This window comes from Pedobacter gandavensis (assembly GCF_032678745.1).
Lineage (GTDB): Bacteria > Bacteroidota > Bacteroidia > Sphingobacteriales > Sphingobacteriaceae > Pedobacter > Pedobacter gandavensis_C.
The window spans coordinates 270,654-297,008 of record NZ_JAVTST010000001.1; the positions used below are offsets into that span (position 1 = coordinate 270,654).

Genomic DNA, 26,355 nt, shown 5'->3' on the forward strand with positions numbered 1-26,355 from the left:
AAAGATGGATTACAGGTAATTAGGGCAAGTAAAGAGTATGTTTTACAAAGTAATTATGAAAAGTGTTAAAATTCCATTAATTTTTTGTGGCTTAATTTTTGGCTTCTTAATAAGTGTAAGTTGCCAATCAAATCTTCATGAACTAGATAGTAAAATAATCATGGAGAATAAGCAGGATAGTATTTTTAAGCGCTGGGTAGGAGATACAATGGAAGTGATAAAGAAAATGCCAGATAAAATAGGAGATGGCTTAATTGACGTACGATTTGTGATTGCAGGTGATTCCCTTTCATTAGATGAAGTTAAGACTTATGGTTATAAATCTTACAATAAAGTTCCTAATAGGATGATTTTAAATGTCATTGCTTTACTAAAAGAGTATGAGGAGTTACCTCCAAATGATTATGAACTTTCTTTTATTACAAGTACATATTTCTTTTCTTCGGCTGTTCCGACTTTTCCATATGGTTATTTATTTGAATTTAAGGATGTAACAGTCGTGTATGACGGTAGAAGAATCAACTACGGGTATATAAGAGGTCGGTTGTCAAATAAAACAGTTAGTTGGAATGATACCCTGGCAAACAAAAGCAAAGTGATTTATGATTTTATTTGGAAGGATCATAAATTAATTAAAATAAAGAGGTAGCTGTTTGGTAGTATCATGACTGTTTGTTATGCTGAACTCTAGTCAAACTATAATTAATATGAAACTATCAATCACAATTCTTATTGGGCTATTAATAACCTTATTATTAGCAAGTATTATAATTGGTCACTTCTTGCCACCCAGTGGAATCTTTATGACTCCTGTTACAATATCTATAATGACAGGGTTAATCCTATTTACTGAAACAGATTTCAGTATTCTTGTGAAATCAGTCCTGTCCTATTTTTTCATAGGTCTAAATGATATTGGTACAAAACTTTTCGCAGGGGGTAAGAGTGACTTGGCAGGAATGGGGTTCATACATCTGTTGCTCTTTATTGGATTAGTACCTTGCTTTATAATGTTACTTATCGGTGTTTCTCAAGATAAGAGGTCTTCTCTTGGAATTAAAGTCCTTAGTGTCTTAATATTTATATTATTGATGTACGTGCATGTTGAACTATTTCAAAGCTTAGGTCTTAAGGAAGATCAATATTAGCGGCAACCATTACGGCTTATGTCATAACTTATGAAAATCAATCTATGAATCACCTTATAAAATAACCAACCAAAATAAATGAACATAAATCTATTAAAGGAAAATCAATTGAAAGAAAAAAAGTTGAGCATACTTGTTTTGCTATTGTTACTTAGTCCAGTGATTGGCTTTGCGCAATTTTTTGAAGGAACCATTACATATTCTAATAGTTATAAAAGCAAGTCTCCTCAATTGAAGGATGAGCAATTAAATGAAATAATGGGCACTACACAGGAATACTTTATTAAAGGGGGAGATTACAAATCTATCATGAATGGATCCTTTCTTAAAATGCAACTATATAGAAGTACAGAAAATAGAAGTTATATGCTTACCGGGAACTCAGATATAGTTTATTGGGAAGATTATAGTAAAAATAAAGATGTCGCTATAAAATATGAGGTACAAAAGAGTAAAGAAATCATTATGGGGATACCTTGTGATGTGCTAGTAGTTTATACGCCTAAAAGCAAAAGCTATTATTATTTTAATAAGAAATATGCTGTAAATCCAGAACTGTTTAAACAACATATATATGGCAATTGGTACTATATCATTTCCAGGACAAAAGCGTTGCCTTTAAAAACTGTTTATGAAGATGATCAATTTGTTTTGACAAGTACGGCTATAGATATTACGCCTAAAAAGTTAAATGCAAATGTATTCGAACTGTCTGATAAAGATAAAATTACACCGGCAACCTGGTAAAATAACTATGGAGAGTAAATGCTTAAACTAAAAGAACTCAGAGAGAAATGGGTTATTGAAAACACCTTGTATGGCTCAGCTGCAGATCCCGAATATTTACGGTCATTTCAGAAAGAAAATAACGTGATCATACCCGAAGATTTAATGACCTATTTTAAATCATTAAATGGAACCGGAGGGGAATGTACTAATGAACTTTATGAGTTTTATTCCATTGATCGAATTGTAAAAGTAAAAGATGAATTCAAAAATAAAAAAGGTATTCCTGATTATAAAGGTCTTTTAGCGATTAATGAAATCAGCAAATTGTATGTGTTTGCTAATTTTACCTTTGACCTTTTTGTATATGCAATTAAACTTTATCCTGATTTTTCAGATGAGAATGAGGTTTATATTTTATGTGGAGAGAAATATCAAAAGATTGCAAATTCCTTCTCAGAATTTGTTGAATTATACCTGAATGATGCTAAAGAATTATATTTTCCAACGAGAGAATGAATGTATCTATTATTGAAACAGCGCTGTAAATTGTGTAATTGTAGAGAATTTTTTTGATATAAAAGATGGAAATAAGTGATAGAAATACTCTGAAATTATGAGGAATGTATATTTTATTTATGTAGTATCTGCATTATGGACGGCATGGGTAGTCTCGTTTTCATTAGGGTTTTCATCTGGTTTTGCAAGTTCGATTCCTGTGGCGGCATTATTGGGCTCTGTCGTTATTTTTACAGTGGCCTCACCTGTAGTGATTTATAAAACTAATCTTGGATTATTGTTAGGGCTAATAGGGTACCTGTTCATTATTCCTTTTAATTTTATTCTTATCAAAAGGATTTTAGAAGACGGTATTTTTAATTGGATAATATTAATAGGATTATCAATGCCGCTTTTAGTATTAATGGGCTTCATTGTTACGATGAAGTTGATTTTGAAGAAAAACATTCATCTAATTGAATTCAATGGTAAATATTTAAGACTTGCGCTCTCATATACACCAATAATTTTGTTCGCTTTATATCTTATTTTATATGGAAAGTACTGGACTTGGGCTATGTTTGAGAGATAAAATTCAGGGCATACACAAAGGATTATTTTAATGGGAAATTTTCTAAAAGAAATTTTGATTGATTATGTTAGTTTTATAGTTGGATATAAAGAGCTTATCATCCAGCAAAATGGTATTGAATCCGATTTTATAGATCTGGGTAGTGGGACTATTGGCGATTATAGTTTTTTCTATCATGGTGCAGGATGTAGATTAGAAAAAGAGGGGGTTGTTTGTGAATTTGACTTCCTGCCTGAAAATGGTTTTCCTATTAAGTTTTCTAACTGGGAGGTATATGAATTTATCAATACTAATGCGAAGTGGAGTGGGATAACCTATAATTTGGATGAAATTCACATAGAACTATTAAAGTTGGTTGAAAAGAGAGAACTTGTTCTATTAGATATTAGTGGTGTCAAATTTCTAGTTTTTCAAATTAAGGATGTGGAAAATTTTTTAAATTGATTTAGCCTGCTTGGATGAATAATTATAAGACAAAGATTATTTTGGCAATAATAGTTTTTATAGCGGTCTCAATATCTTTTAGCTCATTAAAAGGTATGACTGACGGGCTGGACCGTTTGGGTTTTCCGCTAGTTTTTCTTCAGCATAATGGAGGTAAATGTCAAGATTGCGCTCACCTTAATTGGTTTAAGTTCTCTTATTTACTTTTTGACCTCCTTTGTTGCTTGATCTTAAGTTATTTTCTTGTAGAAGTGTATAAGCGGATTTTTAATAGAGGATAAGGTTTAAAATGGTGAAAAATAAATTGAACGAAATAGATAGTTTTATCAGTAAAGTATTGAAATCCTTGTTATTTGAGATGGTTCCAGAGTATGCTAACGGTTATGCCAAGGAAAATGTGTTTGAGGAAGGAATTTATTTTTACATGAATGATTTTGCAATGGACTTGGGTAGAGAACTCTCTATCAACAATTCCTCCAGTTTTGTCAAGAATGCTTTTAAATTTATTAATCTTTTAGGAGAAAGCTATAATTTAGAAATCTTAAATATAGTCAAGGTAGGGGTTCTTGAAATACTCTACACTACAGGATCTCTAGATAGAAATATGGTGTGTGGCTTACTTTGTGCAAAACTTAAAATACACTTTAATAGTTGGTCTGATTATTATCTATGAGGATTATTTACAAATTGTAAACTACAGTAGGAGCCTACCAAAGAAGAGAAAGCAAATTAAGCTCAGAAAGAATAATAAAGGAACAGAAAAAGAAAAGTTACCTATGAAAAGTGTCTATGTAATATTTGTTATTTTGTTGATGGTAAGTGCTGATTTAGTAGCCCAAAATAAAAAGAAACGGTCAAAAAAAATAAATCCATTTGAGATGGTTCATGTTGGTGACAGTGTTAGAACTAAATTATATGGGTTTTTATGGCATGAAAGAAATGATAGTTTAAAAGCCGGTATTTCAATTTATCATATCCTTGGAAAGGATAAAGTTAATAATTATCAATTTGTTCAGGGGGTATATTCTTTTAGGATGATGGGGCCTCATTTTCCATTATATTATTTCATTTATACAAAAAGGGATGGAGTACAGATTATAACTGATTATGAACTAGAAGGGCTACTTACTCAGGTTGTGAATTGTTTTAAAAGAAATTTGGATAGTTTTACTGAAGTAGAAAGGATTACTTACATTCAGCTAATGATAAAGGATCTTAATCGTAGAAATGAGTCTAATGGTGATGAAGTACTGAGCCTTTATTTGAAAAAGATGCAAGTAAATTAAACGCTGTAGATTTCGCCTATTGGAGATAGGGTAATCGACTTTAGACGGAATACGAAAAGTATAGTTGATGCGTGTAAAGCTACCCGACGTTATAAATGAGGGAAACGATGAAAGTCATTTATTATTTAATGTTATTTTTTATAATATCCGGTTGTAGGAACGGTCAGAAAAAACATTTGAGAACGTTAGATATTTGCAAAAATGAGAGTAGACTACCATGCAGCAAGCTTTATGTGGAGGTTTTTAATGATTTGGGTGTAGGGTTGCCGGAAAGTGATCTGACTTACGATTATTTAACCGATTCATCCAGTTTCAGGTTGTTTTTAGGTAAATATGACGAGACCTCGGAAATTCTTACTGCAGACATCAAAGGCGATAGCGTTATCATTATTAAAAGTACAAATGAAGGCCAAAGTCCAGAATGGCAAAGCCCTAAAGTTCTAGAAAAGAAAGTGTATAGCTTAAAGGAGCTGAAAGAGAAGGGACAGGTTGAGTAGCGTGTTCTATGTAAATCCATTTGAGATGGATCATGTTGGTGACTAGTGCGATTATGGGGCGAGGTTCGTTGATCCGGTTTATGTACAAATAAAAATAATTTATGATGGTGTCGTTTGTCAAAATTAATATAAAGTGGATAATAATTCTATTCGTTGGCATATTTGCTATTCTGACTATATTTCTAAGTGACTTTAGTGGTATGAGTGATGGACTTACTCGCGTAGGTTTTCCAATAGTTTTTATGCAAGATACTGGAGGGAAATGCATCGATTGCCAAAACGTAAAATGGTTTAATTTTTTTTATTTGGGGGTAAATCTTGTGTTTTCCTTTTTAATGTCTTTATTCATAGTTTTTTTCTGCCTAAAGAAACCCTCTGCTAAAGCCTGATATACGAGACAGTAGGATTATGGGCCCTACAACTTAAATGGTATATTAAAGTTGTTGATAACGCAAGGTTTACAGCTTTTGAACACTAAGTAATATAAAGTATGAAATTAGAAGTTGAATTTTTTAAAGCTCTATATTTAAGGGCAAGGCTTTCTTACAGTGAATGTGTTTTAAATCCAGACAATGATTATCTACAAGATGAGATAGATACTCCAATAGATGAAATCATTTTGAAAGAGGATGCTATCTGTTTGCAGTTTTCTGAACATGAAATAGATAGATTTACAGTAGAAGTAAAACTTCAATTAACCTCAGCAGATAATCACTTAATAGGGAACTATTTCTATTATGAAGATGAAAAAGAAATACCACTAGATGACAGGTTAATATTTGATTATCCTCTCTAGGATTGTAGATAGTATTATTGGGTTTAAGTTCTTACATTCGAACTAACAATCACAAAAGAACCAACCAAAATAAATGAACGATAATCTATTAAAGGAAAGTCAGGTTAAAGAAAACCGAAGGAACTTCCTGAAAGGTGGGCTTGTCCTGGGCGGACTTGCTTTATTACAGCCAGAAAAGGCAATCTCTAGTCCAAAAACGCAAGGAATTAATGAGGATTTTAAAATCCTTACCGGACCATATTTACAGACCAATTTTGGCAATAGTATTTCCATACTATGGATCACGAGTAAAGACAGCTCGAGTTGGGTAGAATATGGGGAGTCGGCCGAATTACTGGATAAAAAAGCCTATGGAAAAAGTGGTTTGGGTTTAAAGCCTACAGACCGCTTAAACTGTGTTAAACTAGAGCACTTGAAGCCTGGAAGAACTTATTATTATAAAATACTCTCCAAAGAAATCAAAGATTTCCAGCCCTATAAACTCACTTACGGGGAAACGGTTTCCAGTGGAATTGAAAGCTTTCTGAATACCGATACTTCAAAAGAAGAGGTTTCTTTTGTTATGTTAAATGACATCCACGACAGGCCAAAATCTATTGCCCATCTATTAGATTTGGATAAAGGCAATCCGCGTGATTTTGTGTTTTTTAATGGGGATATTTTTGATCACCAAACAGACGAACAGCAGATCATCAAAAACATGCTACAGCCATGTGTGGATTACTTTGCTAAGAAAACACCTTTTTTATATGTGAGGGGTAACCATGAAACCAGAGGTAAATTTGCACGTGATTTTCCGGCTTATTTTGATCAGGTGGGGAATACTTCATTCACTTTAGGACCTGTTCGTTTTGTGATTCTGGATACAGGGGAAGATAAAGAAGATGCGCATCCGGTATACGCTGGGATCGTAGATTTTGACCAGTACAGAATAGAACAGGCAGCATGGCTTGAAAATGAAATCAACCGTAAGGAATTTAAGAACGCAGCTTTCCGTGTAGTGTTGATGCACATTCCACCACGATATTCTGGTGATGCGCATGGTGCTGTACATTGTACCGAATTATTTGAACCGATCATGAATCGTGGCAAGGTAGACCTGGTACTGAGTGGTCATACCCATCAGTATAAAGTAAATCCACCGGTAAAAGGTTTAAATAATTACCCAATTATCATTGGTGGCGGCCCAAAAGAGGGCTTCCGGACACTGACAAAAATTAAAGCCAATAAAAAGCAGATTCAGGTAAGTATGCTGGATGATTCCGGTAAGGAAGTCGCAAGCCATGTGTGTTTAAAAAAGTAATGAAGCAATCATTACTTTATCCGTTTTAAATAGGTTTCAAATGATGTGTTCGAGACAGATGAACACATCATTTGAATACCAATAAAATGCTAATTGCCAGCTGTTCTTCTATAGCCTAATTCTGCACCACCACTAACAGCAAGTGTAGTTCCAGTGATGAACCTCGCTTTATCTGAAAGTAGAAATACACAGGCATCTGCAATGGCATCTCCATCCGGGCAATATCCTAATGGATGGATGTCGTCCAGATATTTTTCAATAGAACTGGCATTGGGTTGTTCCTGGCTCCATTCGCGCAACATTGGCGTCCATACACCCGCAGGCATTACCGCATTTACCCTGATTTTATCCTTCGCATAATCCAATGCCATTGATTTTGTTAATGCATTCATGCCTCCTTTTGTGGCGGTGTAAGCCGCATGATTCTCCTGTCCGATTTCTCCAACGAGACTACTGGTATTGAGGATACAACCCTTGCTTTCCTGCAATGCTTTAAAGCCATAGCGCGTAGTCAATAAGACGCTTTTTAAGTTGATGTTCATGAGGTTGTCCCATTCTTCATCGCTTGTTTCGTGTAAGGGTTTAGAAGGAGAGGCGATTCCTGCATTGTTGTGTATCGCATCAATTCGACCGTATTTATTCAGGGTTTGCTGTATGGCATCCGCTACTTGCGAGGCATCGGATACATCACAAGTGATTCCAAAGTGTTTATCGCCTAAAAGCGCAATGGCAGCGGTTACAGGGCCTGAGGAATGGGCAGCGATGACAACAATAGCGCCTTCTTTTGCATAACTTTTCGCGCATTCCAACCCAATGCCCATGGATCCTCCGCTGAGGAAAATAACTTTATCGGATAATAATTTCATATGTTTTTTGCGCTTAATTTGTGTGGAACACCTCTTCCATTGGTGTCCATATTTCGTTCTTTGCCGCTGCTTCCGGCAATGGTTGCTGACAAGGATCAGTTTCTTTCCACCAACGTTGGGTATTAGCATCTGCCGCCATCTTTTTCATATCTCCATCAAAATCTTTCCCGGTATACTCGAAATAGCTAAACAGGTAATATTCGTTGTTTATTTTCTGGAGATAAATGGAGTAGTTCTCAATGTGACAGTCTTTTATCTTCTTTAAAACTTCCGGCCAGGCATTTGCATGGAGCGCTTTGTATGCTGCCAGTTTATCGGCCTTTAAGCCGGTTACTGATGCAAAGCGTTTTATGGGTTTAATTTCCTTTTGGCAAGCAGACAGGAACAGTCCTGATAGCAATACGATGATGACATTTATTTTCATTTTCTATCGGAATATATAATATAAAACAGCTGTAACAGTTAACAATAGCGCAGAGAGGATCTTGTAATTTCCAATGCCTTTCCATGCTGGCCCTTGTAAGGGTTCCCATGGTGTTTTCCAGTACAACCTGGAACTTTCTTCAGTATGTTGAACAGGATATACATAGGAAAAAACCACCTGGATAAATACGCAGGTGCAGAATAGGTAAAAGGCCATCATCATGAAGGGAATATGACCAATCAAAGATTCAGGGAAAAGTTTGTTAATGGCAAATACAATTACACCCAATGCGGAGCCGATCCATAGGGTCAGTTTTGCCGATTCAGCAGAAGCTCCTTTCCAAAAAACACCTAGTAAAAATACACAGGTAATTGGGGGTGCAATGTGGGCGATGATATCATTGATTCCACTGAAAATACTTTCATATCTATTGAGTAATGGGAGCAGGCCAAGAGAGAATACCAAGGCAATGGCAGCGGCAATTTTTCCTACCCGAATCAGTTGCTTATCAGTAGCAGTAGGGCGGTAACGCTGGTACATATCGTAACTGACCATGGTAGATATGGAATTCAACGCTCCCGAAACCTGACTCATCAATCCGGACAATAATGCCGCAACGAGTACGCCCACCAATCCGGAAGGTAATAACTGGGTAATCATCAAGGTATAAATGCCTTTTGAGTTTACGTTTCCTTGATCATCCAAACCCAGACTACTGATGTCCAGATGCCCTGATTTGGAAAGGGTATAGGCAAAAAGACCAGGCAGGACAAAGATGAAAACCGGTAATAGCTTAATGAAACCACAAAATAATGGGCCAATGCGGGCATGGTTTTCATCTTTAGCCCCAAGTACCCTTTGTACGATGGTTTGATCTGCACACCAGTACCAAATACCGAGGATAGGGTAACCTAGAAATATCGTATACCAGGGCATTCCGCTACTGTCCCCATGCGGTCGAAGCATGGAAAGCTTGTCCATTTCGTTATTTGCTTTTAATACGTTGGTCATCGGTTCCCAGCCACCCATCTTTTGAAAAGCAGCATAGCTGATAATGAATGCGCCTGCAAGAAGGACTACCGTTTGTATGGATTCTGTAACGACTACTGCTTTTAATCCCCCAATAATGGTGTAAATGGCCGTGATGACACAGATGACGATAATGCTGACGTACATATTTAATCCGAAAAGTGTTTTCAACACGATGCCTCCGGCAAGCATAGAAAAGGCGATATGGATAATGATGGCCGAAACCACGGAGATGATGGCCAGCCAATCCCGACTGGATCTATCATATCGTTTTTCCAGAAAGTCCGGTAGGGTGGCCACTCCTGATTTGATGTAAAATGGGACAAAGAATAAAGAAAGCAGGATTAGGGTAAATGCCGCCATCCATTCAAAATTCCCATTGAGCAAACCGCTGTCGAAACCACTTTGTGCCAGACTAACCAGGTGTACGGTAGAGATATTGGTGGCAAACAGCGCTAGTCCGATTGCAGGCCATTTTAAGGTTTTTCCCGCCAGAAAATATTCGCCGGCAGCATTTGCCTTATTTTTACGCCGGTGACTAATTCCAGCCCAAAGTCCTACGGCTAGAATACCAAGGATGTATATAATGCTGATGCCTAAGTCTAGAGAATTTAACATGCTTTTTCCGGATTAATTCAATGATTTTAAATCGCAGCTGCTTCCCGGCTCCATAGGTGTTTGATATACGCCAGATTCAATCCTGACAGGATGAACGAAATGTTGCTGTAGGTGTGGAATATGCTCCAGAAATAAGGCTTCATGTCCCATAGAAATGTGGTTAAACAACACGAGATGCTGGTGTAGTTGTCCCATATCACCCACGTGAGGAACTACAGGGATATTGAATTTACGACACAGCAAGCTTACAGTGATAAATTCGCTGACCCCACCCACACGAACGGCATCCACCTGCATGAAACCTGCAGATCCGGTTTGCAGATAGTTCTTAAAGATAATGCGGTTAGGTACGTGTTCTCCTAAGGCAAGTTTGGTCGGTGCAATGGCTTTGGCTAAAGTTGCATGGGCAAGAACATCATCTGGATGGGTAGGTTCCTCAATCCAGTAGGGGTTCATACTTTGCAGTTCCTTACAGATCTTAATGGCTTGTGGTAAGTTCCATTGTTGGTTGGCATCCAGCATTACTTTGATGTCTGCACCGGCCACCTCGCGAACAATGTGCGCCCTGCGAATGTCGCGCTCCGGATCAGTACTGCCTACTTTAAGCTTCATGGCAGTAAATCCTTCAGCAACCGCTTTCTTACAGTTTTCACGTACTTTTTCATCCGGGTAATTAAACCAGCCAATAGAGGTATCGTATCCAGGATATCCTGCTTCAATAATCCCCATGCGCTCAGATTTGCTGTTGATATTGCTTTGTAATAGGCTTAAGGCCTGCGCTCTGCTGAGTTCATCTTCCAGATACGAGAGATCCAGCGTATTTAGGATTTCTTCTGCGCTTAAGTCAGTCAGCAATTTCCATAATGGAATACCTCGCTTTTTTGCCCATAAATCATAACAGGCATTGGTAACTGAGGCCAATGCCAGATGCACAACTCCTTTATGCGGCCCTAACCATCGGAATTGTTGCTCATTAGAAAACTGATGAAAAACTGTGCCGAAATCTGCCATCAGTTCTTCAATATCTTTTCCTTTGAGTTGTTCTGCATAAAATGCGGCGGCTTTACAAACTAGGTCGTTCCCTTCGCCAAGCGTAAATGCGAAGCCAGTACCTACTAGACCACTGTCGTCTATTAGATTTGTGACGGCATAAGAATAGATGGGATCGCGGTGTATGGCATCACTGCCGGCACCTTTCCCTAATGGATATCTTGCATCGTTAATTTGTATTTTGGTAATCATGGTTCAGGTTTGGTTTAAATGGTAACAGGTAGTTTTTCTGCATTGGTATTCAGTTCCAGTACGATAACTGAATCGTCAGCATTTGGAAGCTGGGCTGGCAACTGTAGCGTAATGGCTCCTGTAGCATCCTTACGATGCGTGATTTTGCTGCCTTTTAACAGGTAAGCTTTGTTAACCTTAACTCCTTTTAATGCTGGAAGGGTTAATTCTTCAGCTTTTCTTTCGAAAACATGGATGTAAATTTTATTGCCTTTACGGGTGGCAGCATAGGTTTCATTTGGTTTGTATGGACCTCCTTTGGTACCATAAACACTCTCCCCGTAGGTGTTTAACCAATCGCCCATTTCTTTCAATCTGTTGATCTGGCGTTGTTCGATACGTCCATCCATCATCGGACCTACGTTGAATAATAGGTTCCCATTTCCACCGGAAGTCTTAGCTAAGGTCTGAATACATTCTTTTAGTGTCTTTAATTTATCATTTGGTTTCCAGGCCCATTGATTACAAATGGTCATACAGGTTTCCCATGGATGGTTCATGTTCAGCTCTCCGATTTTTTGCTCAGGAGTGGCATAGTCTCCAATGGTTTGAGCGGATAAATTGGGATGGTCGGCACCTTGTCCGGCACCAAGTCTGTTGTTAATGATCACTTTTGGATCTAATTTTTTAAGGAAGGTATAAATCTCTACGCCGTATTCATTTTTCCATGGGCTTTCCCAGTTGCCATCAAACCAAAGCATATAAGGGTGATATTGGGTCACTATTTCCTGCAACTGATTTTTCATGGTCTTTACAAACTTGTTCATGTCTGCTTTTGGATCCGAGATTTTTCCATCTGGTAGATGGACGGGGTAATTAGGATCATGCCAATCCAACACAGTAAAATAAACGCAAAACTTTAGGTTGTACTTTTTACAGGCCTTGGCCAGTTCGCCCACAATGTCTTTTTTGTAGGGAGAATTCATGATGCTATAGTCCGAATATTTGGTTGGCCATAGGCAGAAACCATCATGGTGCTTAGCAGTGATGGTCAGGTATTTCATGCCGGCATCTTTTGCCGTTTTTACCCATTGGTCTGCATCAAATAAAACCGGATTAAATTCTTTATATAAATTATCATATTCATTAGTTGGTACGTTTGTTCCCCTGCTCCAGCCTATTTCCGTACCACGAAGGGCAACAGGACCCCAGTGGATAAACATTCCAAAACGTTGGTCCATAAAATCATCCAGCACTACCTTTGACGTTTTTATAGATGGATCAATTGCGGCAGTTTGTGCCTGACTTTGACAATACATAGCGAGTAATATCAAGAGTGTGAATAGTCGTTTCATTTTGTGAAGGCTTATATTGGTTTCCGAAAAACTAAATTAGAACCTTTAAACAACCAGCACAATAAACTATGCTTTGGCTTTAATGGATTATTCTATGATACTTAGGAGAATGGATAATTCTACTGAGAATAGACCAAGTTTTCTGTTTGATCAGCATAGTGGTCGTGGAATAATCCATTATATGTATAGTATAATCCATTGTTAGAATTACGTATATTATCTAATATTACCGTAGATGACCTGAATAAGGTTGTCTACACAAAAGAAACCAAATATATTGTTGTATGTATCGCAGGCTATTTTATATAATGCTCGCGATTGTGGGTATTGTATATGCGATACAAGCCTGCAATTCGCCGGGTAATCAAGGTATTGATGAACAAATACCTGATACCGTTAGCTATAATTTTCATGTGCGCCCGATTTTATCGGATAAGTGTTTCGCTTGTCACGGGCCAGATGCGAATAAGCGGGAAGCGGGTTTAAGACTCGATATTGCGGAAGCAGCTTATAAAGCCTTGAAGGAAAATCCTTCTGCACATGCACTCGTTCCTTTTAAGCCGGGTGCATCAGAGGTTTTTTTAAGGATTTCTACCACAGATTCGGCCCTGATTATGCCGCCCAAATCTTCCAATCTAAAACTGACCTCACATGAGATTTCGCTGATTGAGAAATGGATCAAACAAGGGGCGAAATATGAAAAACACTGGGCCTTTAATCCGCCAAAAATGCCGAAGATTCCGAAAGTTAAAACCGAAGGCTGGGCAGAGAATGAGCTGGATTATTTTGTGCTGGAAAAGATGGAACAGCGGGGTGTAAAGCCGAATCCGGAAGCCGATAAAGAAAGGATTTTGAAAAGGTTAAGCCTGGATCTGACCGGCTTGCCACCTGGTATTGAACTGATGGATAAGTTCCTGGCCGATGGCAGTAGTAAAGCTTATGAAAAAGCGGTGGTATCTCTGTTAAATACACCAGCATATGGGGAGAAGATGGCGCTTCATTGGATGGATGTTTCCAGATATGCAGATTCCCATGGTTATCAGGATGATAATTACCGTTCTCAATGGCCATGGAGAGATTGGGTAATCCATGCTTTTAACAAAAACATGCCATATGATCAGTTTATTACCTGGCAATTGGCAGGTGACCTAATGCCCAATGCAACTAAAGAACAGCTCCTGGCAACCGGTTTTAACCGAAACCATAAAATCACGGAAGAAGGTGGAGTCATTGACGAAGAATATCGTGTAGAATATGTGACCGATCGTACCAATGCCTTTGGGAAAGCCTTATTAGGCGTGACCTTAGAATGTGCCCATTGTCATGACCATAAATACGATCCCTTCTCTCAAAAGGAGTATTATGAGGTATTTGCCTTCTTTAATAATGTAAAGGAAGTTGGACTGGAATCCACTGTTGGAGGGGTGGAGACTTATGCTAAAAAACCTTTGATGGAGATCAGCAACCAGGATGTAAAAAAAATCCTGTCTTTTGTCAATAAACAAGACACCAATAAGCTCATTGTTTCGGTGATGGGCGATATGGATACCTTACGTAAAACTTATATCCTGAATAGGGGTGTTTATGATGCGCATGGTACAGAAGTATCCGCGGGAACGCCTAAGTCTATATTGTCATTTGGCAATCAATATGCTAAAAACCGACTAGGACTTTCTAAATGGTTATTTGATAAACAAAATCCGTTGACTGCAAGGGTCTTCGTAAACCAGATCTGGCAGCAGTTTTTTGGTCGGGGTTTGGTAAAAACATCGGGGGATTTCGGGATGCAAGGGGAACTTCCTTCTCATCCTGAATTGCTAGATTGGTTGGCTGTAGATTTTATGAATCATGGTTGGAATATCAAGCGTTTGGTACAACAGATCGTCAGCTCTGCTACCTATCGTCAGTCGGCAGTACTTTCCCAGGAAAAATTAAAGACAGATCCGGATAATATTTTATTGTCCAGAAGTTCTCGTCATAGGATTCCAGCCGAATCGGTAAGGGATGTCGTATTGGCGAGCAGTGGATTGCTGGTGAAAACAATTGGCGGTCCAAGTGTGAAACCTTATCAGCCGGAAGGACTCTGGGAAGCGGCTACCTCTGGACGCGGAATTTTGGCGAAATATGTTCAGGATCATGGAAATAGTTTGTACAGAAGGGGGATGTATACCTTTATCAAACGTACGGTACCACCACCTACGATGAGCATTTTTGATGCGAGCAACAGAGACCAATGTGAAGTGCTGCGCTTAAATACGAATACGCCTTTACAGGCATTGGTGATGCTAAATGACCCTACGGTATTGGAAGCTTCCCGTGTTTTGGCGGCTAGTTTATTGCAAGAAAAGACGGATGTTCCAGCCAAATTGGTCAAAGCATTTCGCTTGATCGTATGCAGAAATCCAAATGAAAAGGAAATTAAACTATTGACCGCCTATTATGTGGATCAGCAAAAGGTATTTCAGAAAAAATCACAAGCAGAAAAGGTGTTGGCAGTTGGGGAGTTCCCAATTCCGAAGCAAATCAATAAACAAGATTTAGCTGCGCTGATGCAAGTGATGACTACCATTTATAATTTAGAAGAAACCATTACAAAAACCTAGCGCTATGGAAAAGGATTTTTTAGAACATGGACTTAATTTCAACAGGCGCCGTTTTTTATCCAGACTAAGTTTAGGACTTGGCAGTGTGGCTTTGGGTTCTTTATTGATCCCGGACCTGTTTACTGGCGGGATGGACGAAAGTAGCCTTCCTCCGGGAATTCCGGATTTTGCACCAAAGGCGAAAAGAGTGATTTACCTGTTCCAAAATGGGGCACCTTCACAACTGGAATCCTTTGATTATAAGCCAAAACTCAGGGAAATGATGGGCCAGGAATTGCCAGCATCTATTCGTGCCGGGCAACGGTTAACGGGTATGACTGCCAATCAGGCTTCTTTTCCTTTGGTAGGTTCCTATTTTGATTTTAAGCAATATGGTGATTCCAGGGCATGGATCAGTGATCTGTTCCCTTATACTGCTAAGGTGGTAGACGATATTTGTATCATCAAATCCATGCATACGGAGGCGATCAACCATGATCCGGCCTTGACCTTTTTCCAGACTGGTGCCCAGCAGGGCAACAGGCCGAGTATGGGTGCATGGCTGAGTTATGGACTGGGTAGTGAAAATAAAAACCTGCCTGCCTTTACGGTGTTGCTTTCCAGAGGGAAAGGGAATGGGCAGGGGGTGTATTCCAAGCTTTGGACAAATGGATTTCTGGATTCTACCCATCAGGGTGTTCAATTTAGCAGTGGCGAGGATCCGGTATTGTACCTGAAAGATCCTAATGGATTGAATAGATTTGAAAGAAGAAAGATGCTCGATCAGCTGGCGGAACTCAATGAAATTTCTTATCAGGAATTTGGTGATCCGGAGATTAGTGCCAAAGTACAGCAATATGAGATGGCCTACAGAATGCAGACAGCTGTGCCTGAAACGACAGATCTGAGTAAAGAACCCGACGATATCATTAAGCTATATGGCCCGGACTGTCTGGTACCCGGAACTTTTGCTGCCAATTGTTTGCTGGCAAGAAAGTTAAGTGAAGACGGGGTGCGCTTTGTGCAATTGTACCATCAAGGCTGGGACCAGCATGGCAACCTCCCTTCGGAGATGGCCGGACAAGCGAAGGATGTGGATCAGGCTTCGGCAGCATTGATCACCGATTTGAAACAAAGAGGATTGCTGGATGAAACACTGGTGATCTGGGGCGGTGAATTTGGAAGGACGAATTATAGTCAGGGGGCAATGACGAAAGACAATTATGGCCGCGACCATCATCCACGTTGCTTCAGCATCTGGATGGCCGGAGGAGGTGTGAAACCTGGAATTGTATATGGAGAATCGGATGAATTTGGCTATAACGTGATTTCAAATCCGGTACACGTTCATGATTTCCAGGCTACGGTACTTCATCAACTTGGTTTAAACCATGAAAAGTTAACATTTAAACACCTTGGTCGCCGGTACAGGTTAACGGACGTTTCCGGGACGGTGATAAAAGACATTTTAATTTAAAATATTCATGCAAAGAAGGGCATTTATAAAAAATACAACGATCATTTCTGCCAGTTTTTTTATTACAAAAGATCTGTATGCAAAGCCAAGAGGGCCTGTTTATGGCCATAATGGGATGCAATATCGGCTGGACCCCAAATGGGGACAGTTGAATCCTTTGAAAAATCCAGTAAATGATTGTCACGAGATGGTTCAGGATGGAAAAGGAAGGATCATTTTGCTTACTAATGAGACTAAAAACAACATTCTGATTTATAATAAATCCGGGAAGCTGATGGAGAGCTGGGGACATGAGTTTCCAGGCGCCCATGGACTGAGTTTGGCCAAAGAAAACGGAAAGGAGTATCTTTTTATTACGGATACAGACCGACATCAGGTTTATAAAACTACTATGGATGGGAAGGTCCTGATGACGATTGATTGTCCGATGGAAACCGGTTTGTATAAAAAGAAAGAAGAGTTTGTGCCTACCGAAACGGCAATAGCCGATAACGGTGATATATTTATTGCCGATGGTTATGGTTTGCAATATGTTTTCCATTACAACGCAGCGGGTAAATTGCTGAGTTACTTTGGAGGTAGAGGTTCAGAAACTAAACACCTCGATAATGCCCATGGTGTGTGTATCGACCATCGCCATGCGGAACCATCATTACTCGTAACCGATCGGACGAGGAACTGTTTTAAGCGGTTTGATATGCAAGGCAATTTAAAGGAGATCATTCAACTGCCTGGTGCTTGTGTTTGCCGGCCAGTGATCAAAAATGATTACCTCTACGCAGCAGTATTACGTTCTCCGGATTTGAATCTGGCAGGAAGTGGTTTTACTACAATACTCAATAAAGAAAATAAAGTGGTCTCCAATATTGGCGGAAAGGAGCCGATATATAAAGATGGTGTATTGCAGCCGATGAGTCAGGGGGAAAAGATTTTATTGAATCCTCATGATGTATGTGTGGATGATGAGGAAAATTTGTATGTGGCTCAATGGGCTTCCGGCAAGGTTTATCCTTATAAATTTACCAGGGTATAGTTTTATTGATGAGCGTAACTCTTATATATGGGTATGACTTTTAAAGGTCTTGCAGCGAATGCGCTGTTTGCAGCTAATGTTTTTATTCTCTTTCTACTCGCTTTTAGCGATCAGTTGACTATTCCTTATTGGTTACAGCCTTTGGGAAGAATGCATCCGATGATTCTGCATTTCCCGATCGTATTGTTGATGCTGGCGATGTTAATGGAGTTTTTTAGGTTCAAAGAAGCCTATCTTAAAGAACCATTGTACCAAAGTTTTACAACAGGACTTTTATTGTCAGGGGCATTGTTATCGTCGGTGACAGTCATCATGGGTTTATTGTTATCTAAAGAAGAAGGTTATTCCGGGAGCGTATTGCAATGGCATAAATGGACGGGGATAGGCCTTGTTTTTATGGCTTCAATGATCTATTGGTCGAGGAATGCTTCCTGGTATAAAGTGACGCTGGCCAGAATAGGGGCAGTTGTAACGGTGTTATGCCTGATTCTTGCTGGTCATTATGGCGCTTCATTAACTCATGGAGATAACTTCGTGATGGAACCGGTAACTGCTGCGAAGGAAATACCTAAGGTGCCTTTGGAACAGGCTAAAGTATTTGAGGACGTTATACTGCCCATATTTTCTCAGAAATGTCTGAGTTGCCATAATCTGGAAAAAGCGAAAGGAAGTTTGATGATGGACAATGCGGTTTCCTTATTAAAAGGAGGGAAATCTGGGAAGTTATTTGTGCCTGGGAAACCAGAAATCAGCCTGTTGCTGGAAAGAATCCATCTCCCTATGGACGATAAAAAACACATGCCTCCAAAAGGAAAAAATCAATTGACGGAGGAAGAGATCTCAGTTTTAAAGTTATGGGTTAAAGGCAATGCGGAGCTGAAGAAAAAGGTGATTGATTTACCTCTGACAGATTCTTTAAGAATTATAGCAACCACCTTTTTGGCACCTTCGGAAGCTTCCGCCCCAAAGTATGACTTTGCTGCGGCAGATGAAAGCACGATTAAGAAACTGAATAACAACTACAGGATCGTGTATACGCTGGCCAAAGAGTCGCCGGCATTAGCCGTTAATATTTACAATAAGAACGAGTATAAACCTGAGGCGCTAAAAGAACTGGAGGCGATAAAAAAACAAATCGTTTCTTTGGATCTTAAGGGTTTGCCCGTTCGCGATGAAGAACTGAAAACGATTGCCAGTTTTGAAAACCTCCGTACGCTAAACCTTAACTTTACCAATATTACAGGCGCTGGCTTAAAAGAACTGCAAGCGATGAAGCATTTAAACAGCCTTTCTTTATCGGGTACGAAATTGGATTATAGCAAACTGAAGCCATTACTGGGGATGAAGAGCCTTCAGAAACTGACCTTATGGAATGCTGGACTAACAGCAGGGGAGCTGCAACAATTGCAAAAGCTAAACCCAAAGCTGGCAGTGATTGCTGGCTTTAAAGATGATGGTAAACATCCAATTCAGTTAAATCAACCTCGTTTATTGAATTCAGTATCGGTGTTCAAAAATTCATTAGCCTTACAGATGAAGCACCCGATAAACGGTGTTCAAATCAGATATACGACAGATGGATCCGAGCCTGATAGCTTGAAATCCAGTTTATACAATAAGGAGGTACTATTAAAAGAAAGCACAACTTTAAAAGCGAAGGCTTATAAACAAGGATGGTATGGAAGTGAAACCATTACGGATAATTTTTACAAGAGCGGTTATCAGCCGGATACGATTACATTTCTACTTCCGCCCGACGATAAGTATAAGGCAGGAGGGGCAAAAATCCTGAATGATCAGCAGTTTGGAGATTATGAAGCGAATTCCGGTAAATGGATTGGGGTACGACAGAATAATTTGGAGGCCTTGCTGTTTTTCAAGCAAGCGGTTCCATTGCAATCTGTAATTTTAAATGTGATGCGGTTGGTTCCATCCTATATTTTACCTCCGGTAGCGGTAGAGATTTGGGGAGGTCCCCAGAAAAACAACCTTCGTTTATTGAGTACTGTAAAACCAGAACCTACTAAGAAAGATGCAGAAAGAGCGTTGATAAAGGTGGAGGGGAAATTTAAAACCCAGAACATTTCCTATCTGAAAATTGTGGTCAAAAACCTGAAGAAGCTACCGGATTGGCATCCTGGAAAAGGAGAGCCTGCATGGGTGTTTATTGATGAGATATTGCTGAATTAGGGATGTCGACGTACTTTTATGATTTTGATGGCGTTAGATGAGCGTATAAGATTGTCAAATTGATTAAGCGCGAAAACACATATGAAAACATATTTAATTTATGGAATAAGTAAAGGATTAGGTCAGCAGCTCACAAAATTACTTCCGGCTAAGGATGACTTGATTTATGGTGTTTCGAGAACCAGACCTGCTTATCTGGACGAGCATCCGAATGTAAACTGGGTTCAGGCAGATTTGTCAAATCCAATAGCCGCCAGGAATGCAATTAAAACTGCAGTTGGCGATCAAAAGATCGATTACTTGATCTATAACGTTGGCATATGGGAACAAAACGCTTTTTCGGAAGACTATCATTTCCAGGATAACTCAGCAGAAGAGATTTTAACCATGGTCAATACAAATGTCACGTCTTGTATTTTAGCGGTTCAATCTTTTATTGAAAACTTGAAGCTGTCTGAAAATGGGAAGCTCATCCTTATTGGCTCCACTTGGGGCCTTGACCATCACAATGGCAAAGAAGTCACTTTTTCCGCTACAAAATTTGCAGCAAGAGGGATGGTACATGCTTTAAGGGAAAACTTAAGGCCTTATAAGATTGGCGTAAGTGTGTTAAACCTTGGCTTTTTGGAAGATAGTGCTCTGTTGGATCAGGATGCAAATTCAAATGGATTTATTCCGGTTCAGGATGTGGTCAATGCAATTCAGTTTATCCTCTCTACATCCAATGCTTCCTGTGTAAAAGAAATCAATATGCCTGCGATGCAGGATTTAAATATCTAGCCTTAGCCTAACATAATGATGGTTATTTCGAAGCCTTTCTGAGATTTATTTCAGAAAGGCTTTTGTTTTTTACAAGGATGGTTTCGTATATTTAGTGCTTATCAACGTTCTCTTTTATGCCGCTCTCTCTCTTTTTCCGACCCCTTCCTTTAGTTGATATACCTACGTATTTATTAACCTCTTAATTATAATTTCTTATGGAAAATTACCTGCATGGGTTATTGGATGAAACCAATGATCCGATCATTCAACAATATTTAAAATATATTGATGAAGGCATTCCTGCTGCGGAAAAATCAAAAAAAGTATTGATCATTGGCGCTGGAATGGCCGGTATGGTGGCTGCAAGCATGTTAAAAAAGGCTGGCCATGATGTGACAATTGTTGAATCGAACACCAGGGTTGGTGGAAGGATTAAAACCTTCAGAAACACGGACGAAAAAAAGTATTTTGAAGATGATGGTGTTTATGGGGAAGCAGGTGCGATGCGAATCCCGACCATCCACCTGATGGTATTGAAATACATTGAGCAGCTGAATTTGAAAATAGAGCCTTTCTATTATATCTCTGTTGATAAGCAGCAGGCATTTGCACATCAGGCAGATCCAAAAAAACCTATTCCTGATAAGACCAGGAACTCTCTTTTATATGTGAATTACAAGAGGGTGGTTCAAAATAAGTATGCTGAGAAGGATGCGGATATTAAAAAATTACTGGATTACGATCTGGAGGATCCTGAGGAAAACAAAGCCGCAAATCTTTTAATGCTCAAAGTAATGCAGCCATTAAAGGATTTTATTGCCATGAATCCGGAGAAAAACTGGCCAATATTGATTGAGCGTTTCGGAGAGTATTCGATGAGGCGTTTTTTGGTAGAGCAAACGCTTTATTCTGAAAATGCAATTGAAATGATTGGGGTATTGCAAAACCTGGAATCCAGGATGGCTTATGATTTTATTCAAAGCTTTATTGAAACGAATATCATTAAAGACGATACCACTTTTGTAGAAATTGTTGGAGGTTCGGACTTGTTGCCAAAAGCATTTTTTGAAGCACATGACCTGGCAGACAATACTTATTTCGACTGTCGCGTAGACGAGTTGAAAATTGATTCAAAAACAGGTAAAATCAAGGTCGGGGTGGAGATTGAAGTGAAAAGAGACTTTAAATACTACAAAAAGGCTGGTTTCAAAGTGTTGGAAACACCGGTTACCGATTTGGAGTTTGATGAGGTGATTGTAACCATTCCTTTTTCAGCACTGAGACATGTTTATGTTAATCCTGGTTTTAGCCCATTAAAACGGAAAGCAATCCGTGAACTTCATTATGATTCGGCTACTAAAATATTGCTGGAATTTAAAGAGAAGTGGTGGCAGGAAGCACCTTATAATATTGTAGGTGGAGGTACGATCACCGATTTTTCTAACCGTTTTGTGTATTATCCGAGTAATGATCTGGCTAAAAAAGGACATGGATTAATCCTGGCCTCTTACTGCTGGTCGGATGAAGCAAGTCGCTGGGATTCTATGGACGATAATGACAGATATTACTATGCCTTAAGAAATCTGGCCATTATGCATACCGATGATGAAAAAGAAAGAAAGCGGATTATGGATCTGGCAGTGATTACCACCAGTACGAAAGGGCCGGAGGGCATCGCTAAGAACAAGATCGGTGGTGCTACTCAAAGTTGGATGTTGGATCCTTACGCTTATGGTGAGGCTGCGATTTTCAATCCTGGTCAGCTGCATTTATTGCAAAAACACATCATTTCTACGGAATGGGATGGGAAAGCACATTTTGCCGGCGAGCATGCTTCCTTAAAACACGCCTGGATTGAAGGGGCGATTGAATCAGGTATTCGCACAGCTCTGGAAGTAAATGGAACCACAGGAAGTTTAAATAATCCGCGCTAACATGGGAGAGACACAAATCACGGTAGCGAAATACCTGCAAATCAGATTGGAGCAAATGGGTTTGAAGCATCTTTTCGGGATCGCAGGGAATTATACGGCACCATTTCTAAATACTATTCTGGAGGATAAGCAAGCAAAAATCCAGGTCATCAATGATACCAATGAAATCAATGCGGGTCATTGTACTGATGCTTATGCCCGGTTAAACGGCTTTGGCGCTGTTGCGGTTACTTATGGCGTGGGTGCTTTTACCCTACTAAATTCTGTGGCGGGTTCTTTTGTAGAGCATTGTCCGGTATTGGTGATCAATGGGGCACCAACCAGTAGTGATCAATTGAAAAATATAGCACAAGGACTGCTGTCTTCGCACATGACAGGTGATATGTACAGCAATATTAATGTATATAGAAATGTAACAGTAGCTGCAGAGCAGGTAACTGGAGCGGCAGATGCACCCTATAAGATCGATGCTTTATTGAATGCCTGTATTTTGTATGGAAAGCCTGTTTATCTGGAGGTTTTTGAAGATGTATGGCGTATGAAATGTGCTGCACCGAGTACTGATCTTGTCAAAAGATCATTAAAAGGTTGTCATGAGAATGCTCAAAAAGCCGCTAAAAAAGTTGCTGAACTGGCCAAAGGAAAAGAGATCATCTTTTGGGCCGGGGAGGAGATTCATCGCTATGGTTTACAACAGGAATTTTTAAACTTAATTGAAGAAACGGATACGGAGTTTGTGACTTCTATTCTTGGGAAATCTGTGATTTCTGAAGACCATCCAAGGTTTAAAGGGGTGTTTAATGGGAATGCTTCTCCAAAGGATGTGCAGGAAAGGTTTAAAAAAGCAGGGGTTAAGATCGCTGTGGGGGTATGGACTACAGGGAAAAATCTGGGCGGTTTTGATGTCTGGAATGACGATACGGTACTTGCCAATCATAGTGGGGTGAGGATCGGAGCGGCATATGAACCGAATGTATCGTTGAAAGATTTTATGCATTATTTGCCCCAGGCCTTATTGGAGGTAAAGTTTGAAGCTTATCAAATGTATGGAGCAGCTAAGCTTAAGTCTTCTTTCTTTGTGGCTGCTGCTGGGGAAAGTAAGGGTAAGAAAACGGGTATTACTTACGATCTGTTTTTTGCCAAAATGAACAGCTTTATTAATAAAAGTCATGTGGTCGTGGCGGATGCAGGATTTCCATTATTGGGTAGTCAGGGGATTCATATTGCAGAAGCAAATGGATTTGTTGCACAAGCTTCCTGGCTTTCCATCGGCTATTCTGTACCTGCAGCAACGGGTGTTAAATGTGCAAGACCAGATAAAAGGGTGGTTGTTTTTGTGGGGGATGGTGCCTTTCAGGAAACTTGTCAGGCGATTTCTACTCAAAACAAATTAAAGCACAATACCATTGTTTTTGTATTGGACAATGAGATTTATGGAATTGAGCAGCTGCTGGTGAACCCTAATCCTTTTCGCGGAAAAGATAAGATCGATTATCCTTTGGAGGATCTGAATGAGGTTTATGCTTATAACGAAATGCATCCATGGAAGTATTCGAAATTGGTGGATGTTTTCGGCGGAACGGGTTTCGAAGTGTCAGATATGGAGGCTTTGGATGAGGCGCTGGATCAGCTGGACGGAATTGAAGGGAACACAATTATACATGTTCACCTGCCTAAAACTTCGATCCCTGAAGCGATTGCGTATAAAAATGGAAAACCGGGGGAGGATGAGTTTTTGAATCCGAAATGGGATTTATGTTAATTGATGTATGTAAATTATTGATTTCACAAAAAAAGAGCGCATTGTAAAATGTGCTCTTTTTTTGTGGTATATATATTATATGTTATTGCTTTTTACCCGCAGCATATTTCCAATAGATATATGGGGTCATAGGTAATAATCTTCTGGCGGTATCTACAGGGTTTTCACCTCCTGTTGTATAAAACAGAACTTCATTATTCATTTTGGAATAATGGACTTTCCCAACATCACTTATGCGTATCTGCGATGGTTTTGTTATTCTTTTTAGATGAGCATATTTATGCGGATCCATATCAAGGATGATGGTGCCATAACCTAAATTTTTATCGCAATCCGTGTATTGATATCGATCGCCATCCCAATACATACATTCAGATTTTAATATGGTATTCCAAATGATAATGGCACCAGATATCGCAACGAATGCAAATAAGCATATGGCAATTGTTCTGTAATATTTACGAGGAATGCCAAAGATTCCTCTTTCATTTTCCGGATCGATAGGTGCTGTTGGATCCGTTGATTTAGGTTCATCGGGCGCTGGGTTTTCCTGATCAGGTATTGGCTCAGGTTCTTTTTCCGGGACAGGATTTTCTAGTTCTGGTGTTGGAACAGGTATTAGATCAGTTATCTGATCCCGTTCTGTTATTGGATTTGATCTTGATATGGGGTTTTCTGGCGCTGTTTTTTTTTGTTCAGTTAAGTGCTCAGGTATTGTATCCGCTTCTGGTTTTTCAGCATCCGGTTCAGGTTCACCTTTCGGTTTTTCATCAGATGGAGAACTCTTCCGGATTTCATACGTATATGGCCTATTTGGTCTTGGTTCGAAATCAATCAAAAAGGCTAGTAATTCAATATATCTCTTATTAGTATTATTCGATTTTCCTCTTAAAAAGTCATACAAAGGTCTGAAAAAAGGAGGTGTTGTTCCCTCCAGCATATCATAATATTTTTCTTTAGTTCCATCTTTCTGAAACAGGTTCTTGAAGGTGCTATTGTCTTTCTCAGTATAGCGGCTCTCAAAAACCTCTAAACATTCATTTCTCAGGTTTACATAAGAGAGATTCTCCAAATTATAAGGTAATGTGTTCTCTTTTTTCTTCTCTTCATAAGCTAGAATTACTTCTTTCTTATAGTCTTCAAATCTTTTCAAATCTATTCTCGGATAATAATTTAATGAAATTTTAGGAACTCATCGGGGGGTTCAGGAATTCTTTAGGAATTCCTCAGGAACTTTAGGAATCCTAGGAATTCGCTGCTTAATCGCTATTCAGGGCTTGTATGTTTGCATTGTCAATCTGTTCAAGCCTTGATTCGCTATCAAGTTTTAAATGTACAAAACAGTTTTGATAAAGAGTGGAAAGCACGGGTATTACTAGCCGGTTTGGGAAGCAGTTAATGGTTCCCGTGTTCGAAACTCATACTTCCCAAAAATTTTCAGAAGGCCTTCTGATTTGCAATTGTAGCAATCCCCACAACAGGCGTGGGGAACCTACTAAAGTATTTCATATTCTAAAATTTTTGACCATGTTTTTTCAATTACTTATCGCAATAATCCTAGGCTTTTCATCGCCTTCAACAACCAATGATGACGGTACTCCTCAGAATAACCCTACAGATGTTCCTACAAATGGAGATCCTGTTACAGGAGGTGATATGGGACAAAATCCGCCACCAAAATAGTCGACAATTCCAGGCTGGGAAACCAGCCTAACTCCAGCTTAATGGATTAAATAAATCCTGAAAATATTAATTAAGATTTCATACCAATAAACAATAGCAGTTTATTGGTATGAAATCTCTTTATTTTCA

General features: G+C 39.2%; 24 protein-coding genes. 18 read left to right on the plus strand and 6 right to left on the minus strand.

The features are described 5' to 3' along the window. The first annotated feature begins 55 nt into the window (after window positions 1–55). From R2S10_RS01075 to R2S10_RS01120, 10 genes are all read left to right on the plus strand, one after another. Window positions 56–649, plus strand: coding sequence for a hypothetical protein (locus R2S10_RS01075; RefSeq protein ID WP_316838575.1), 594 nt, complete (start codon window positions 56–58; stop codon window positions 647–649). A 577-nt stretch (window positions 650–1,226) separates the two neighbouring features. Further along, window positions 1,227–1,895: a hypothetical protein gene (locus R2S10_RS01080; protein WP_316838576.1), complete on the plus strand. Its 669-nt coding sequence runs from the start codon at window positions 1,227–1,229 to the stop codon at window positions 1,893–1,895. Window positions 1,896–1,913: 18 nt separating this feature from the next. Then, window positions 1,914–2,393 carry an SMI1/KNR4 family protein gene (locus R2S10_RS01085; RefSeq protein ID WP_316838577.1) on the plus strand — a complete coding sequence of 160 codons (480 nt, stop codon included), beginning with the start codon at window positions 1,914–1,916 and terminating at the stop codon, window positions 2,391–2,393. A 97-nt stretch (window positions 2,394–2,490) separates the two neighbouring features. Beyond that, window positions 2,491–2,964, plus strand: coding sequence for a hypothetical protein (locus R2S10_RS01090; RefSeq protein WP_316838578.1), 474 nt, complete (start codon window positions 2,491–2,493; stop codon window positions 2,962–2,964). A 30-nt stretch (window positions 2,965–2,994) separates the two neighbouring features. Beyond that, window positions 2,995–3,408: a DUF6896 domain-containing protein gene (locus R2S10_RS01095; RefSeq protein ID WP_316838579.1), complete on the plus strand. Its 414-nt coding sequence runs from the start codon at window positions 2,995–2,997 to the stop codon at window positions 3,406–3,408. A 289-nt stretch (window positions 3,409–3,697) separates the two neighbouring features. Further along, on the plus strand, window positions 3,698–4,081 hold the full coding sequence (locus tag R2S10_RS01100) for a hypothetical protein (RefSeq protein ID WP_316838580.1): 384 nt from the start codon (window positions 3,698–3,700) through the stop codon (window positions 4,079–4,081). Then, on the plus strand, window positions 4,020–4,694 hold the full coding sequence (locus R2S10_RS01105; protein ID WP_316838581.1) for a hypothetical protein: 675 nt from the start codon (window positions 4,020–4,022) through the stop codon (window positions 4,692–4,694). Before R2S10_RS01100 ends, R2S10_RS01105 begins: the two co-directional genes overlap by 62 nt. Before the next feature lie 176 nt (window positions 4,695–4,870). Continuing rightward, the gene (locus R2S10_RS01110; RefSeq protein WP_316838582.1) at window positions 4,871–5,191 is read left to right on the plus strand and encodes a hypothetical protein; all 321 of its coding nucleotides are present in this window, start codon (window positions 4,871–4,873) and stop codon (window positions 5,189–5,191) included. Between the two features lie 490 nt (window positions 5,192–5,681). Continuing rightward, window positions 5,682–5,987: a hypothetical protein gene (locus R2S10_RS01115; RefSeq protein ID WP_316838584.1), complete on the plus strand. Its 306-nt coding sequence runs from the start codon at window positions 5,682–5,684 to the stop codon at window positions 5,985–5,987. 73 nt (window positions 5,988–6,060) lie between these two features. Continuing rightward, window positions 6,061–7,290, plus strand: coding sequence for an FN3 domain-containing metallophosphoesterase family protein (locus R2S10_RS01120; protein ID WP_316838585.1), 1,230 nt, complete (start codon window positions 6,061–6,063; stop codon window positions 7,288–7,290). Between the two features lie 89 nt (window positions 7,291–7,379). Here the strand turns inward: R2S10_RS01120 and R2S10_RS01125 are convergent, their stop codons facing one another. From R2S10_RS01125 to R2S10_RS01145, 5 genes are read right to left on the minus strand one after another with little or no spacing between them, the layout of a single operon-like run. Then, window positions 7,380–8,156: an SDR family oxidoreductase gene (locus R2S10_RS01125; RefSeq protein ID WP_316838586.1), complete on the minus strand. Its 777-nt coding sequence runs from the start codon at window positions 8,154–8,156 to the stop codon at window positions 7,380–7,382. Window positions 8,157–8,169: 13 nt separating this feature from the next. Further along, on the minus strand, window positions 8,170–8,580 hold the full coding sequence (locus R2S10_RS01130) for an L-rhamnose mutarotase (protein WP_316838587.1): 411 nt from the start codon (window positions 8,578–8,580) through the stop codon (window positions 8,170–8,172). Between the two features lie 3 nt (window positions 8,581–8,583). After that, complete coding sequence (locus R2S10_RS01135) at window positions 8,584–10,227, minus strand: sodium:solute symporter (protein WP_316838588.1); 1,644 nt, start codon at window positions 10,225–10,227, stop codon at window positions 8,584–8,586. A 12-nt stretch (window positions 10,228–10,239) separates the two neighbouring features. Then, window positions 10,240–11,469, minus strand: a complete 1,230-nt coding sequence (locus R2S10_RS01140; protein ID WP_316838589.1) for an enolase C-terminal domain-like protein — start codon at window positions 11,467–11,469, stop codon at window positions 10,240–10,242. A gap of 14 nt (window positions 11,470–11,483) precedes the next feature. Beyond that, window positions 11,484–12,803, minus strand: coding sequence for an alpha-L-fucosidase (locus R2S10_RS01145; protein WP_316838590.1), 1,320 nt, complete (start codon window positions 12,801–12,803; stop codon window positions 11,484–11,486). 284 nt (window positions 12,804–13,087) lie between these two features. On the opposite strand from R2S10_RS01145, the gene R2S10_RS01150 reads away from it, so the two are divergent. The 7 genes from R2S10_RS01150 to R2S10_RS01180 all read left to right on the plus strand — a co-directional run bounded on the left by R2S10_RS01150 (window position 13,088) and on the right by R2S10_RS01180 (window position 24,543). Further along, window positions 13,088–15,406, plus strand: a complete 2,319-nt coding sequence (locus R2S10_RS01150; RefSeq protein ID WP_316838591.1) for a PSD1 and planctomycete cytochrome C domain-containing protein — start codon at window positions 13,088–13,090, stop codon at window positions 15,404–15,406. Between the two features lie 4 nt (window positions 15,407–15,410). Beyond that, entirely contained in the window at window positions 15,411–16,862 is a 1,452-nt protein-coding gene (locus R2S10_RS01155; protein WP_316838592.1) for a DUF1501 domain-containing protein, read from the plus strand. A 7-nt stretch (window positions 16,863–16,869) separates the two neighbouring features. Beyond that, window positions 16,870–17,895: a hypothetical protein gene (locus R2S10_RS01160; protein ID WP_316838593.1), complete on the plus strand. Its 1,026-nt coding sequence runs from the start codon at window positions 16,870–16,872 to the stop codon at window positions 17,893–17,895. Between the two features lie 33 nt (window positions 17,896–17,928). After that, window positions 17,929–20,085, plus strand: coding sequence for a c-type cytochrome domain-containing protein (locus R2S10_RS01165; RefSeq protein WP_316838594.1), 2,157 nt, complete (start codon window positions 17,929–17,931; stop codon window positions 20,083–20,085). An 81-nt stretch (window positions 20,086–20,166) separates the two neighbouring features. Continuing rightward, on the plus strand, window positions 20,167–20,865 hold the full coding sequence (locus tag R2S10_RS01170) for an SDR family oxidoreductase (RefSeq protein WP_316838595.1): 699 nt from the start codon (window positions 20,167–20,169) through the stop codon (window positions 20,863–20,865). A gap of 197 nt (window positions 20,866–21,062) precedes the next feature. Next, window positions 21,063–22,781 (plus strand): flavin monoamine oxidase family protein, encoded by a 1,719-nt coding sequence (locus R2S10_RS01175; protein ID WP_316838596.1) that lies wholly within the window; start codon window positions 21,063–21,065, stop codon window positions 22,779–22,781. Between the two features lies 1 nt (window position 22,782). Next, window positions 22,783–24,543: an alpha-keto acid decarboxylase family protein gene (locus tag R2S10_RS01180; protein WP_316838597.1), complete on the plus strand. Its 1,761-nt coding sequence runs from the start codon at window positions 22,783–22,785 to the stop codon at window positions 24,541–24,543. Window positions 24,544–24,625: 82 nt separating this feature from the next. Here R2S10_RS01180 and R2S10_RS01185 read toward each other — a convergent pair whose 3' ends face one another. Continuing rightward, the gene (locus R2S10_RS01185) at window positions 24,626–25,696 is read right to left on the minus strand and encodes a hypothetical protein (RefSeq protein WP_316838598.1); all 1,071 of its coding nucleotides are present in this window, start codon (window positions 25,694–25,696) and stop codon (window positions 24,626–24,628) included. Between the two features lie 374 nt (window positions 25,697–26,070). Between R2S10_RS01185 and R2S10_RS01190 the strand changes: the two genes are divergently transcribed. Next, on the plus strand, window positions 26,071–26,226 hold the full coding sequence (locus R2S10_RS01190) for a hypothetical protein (RefSeq protein WP_316838599.1): 156 nt from the start codon (window positions 26,071–26,073) through the stop codon (window positions 26,224–26,226). Window positions 26,227–26,355 lie beyond the last annotated feature (129 nt).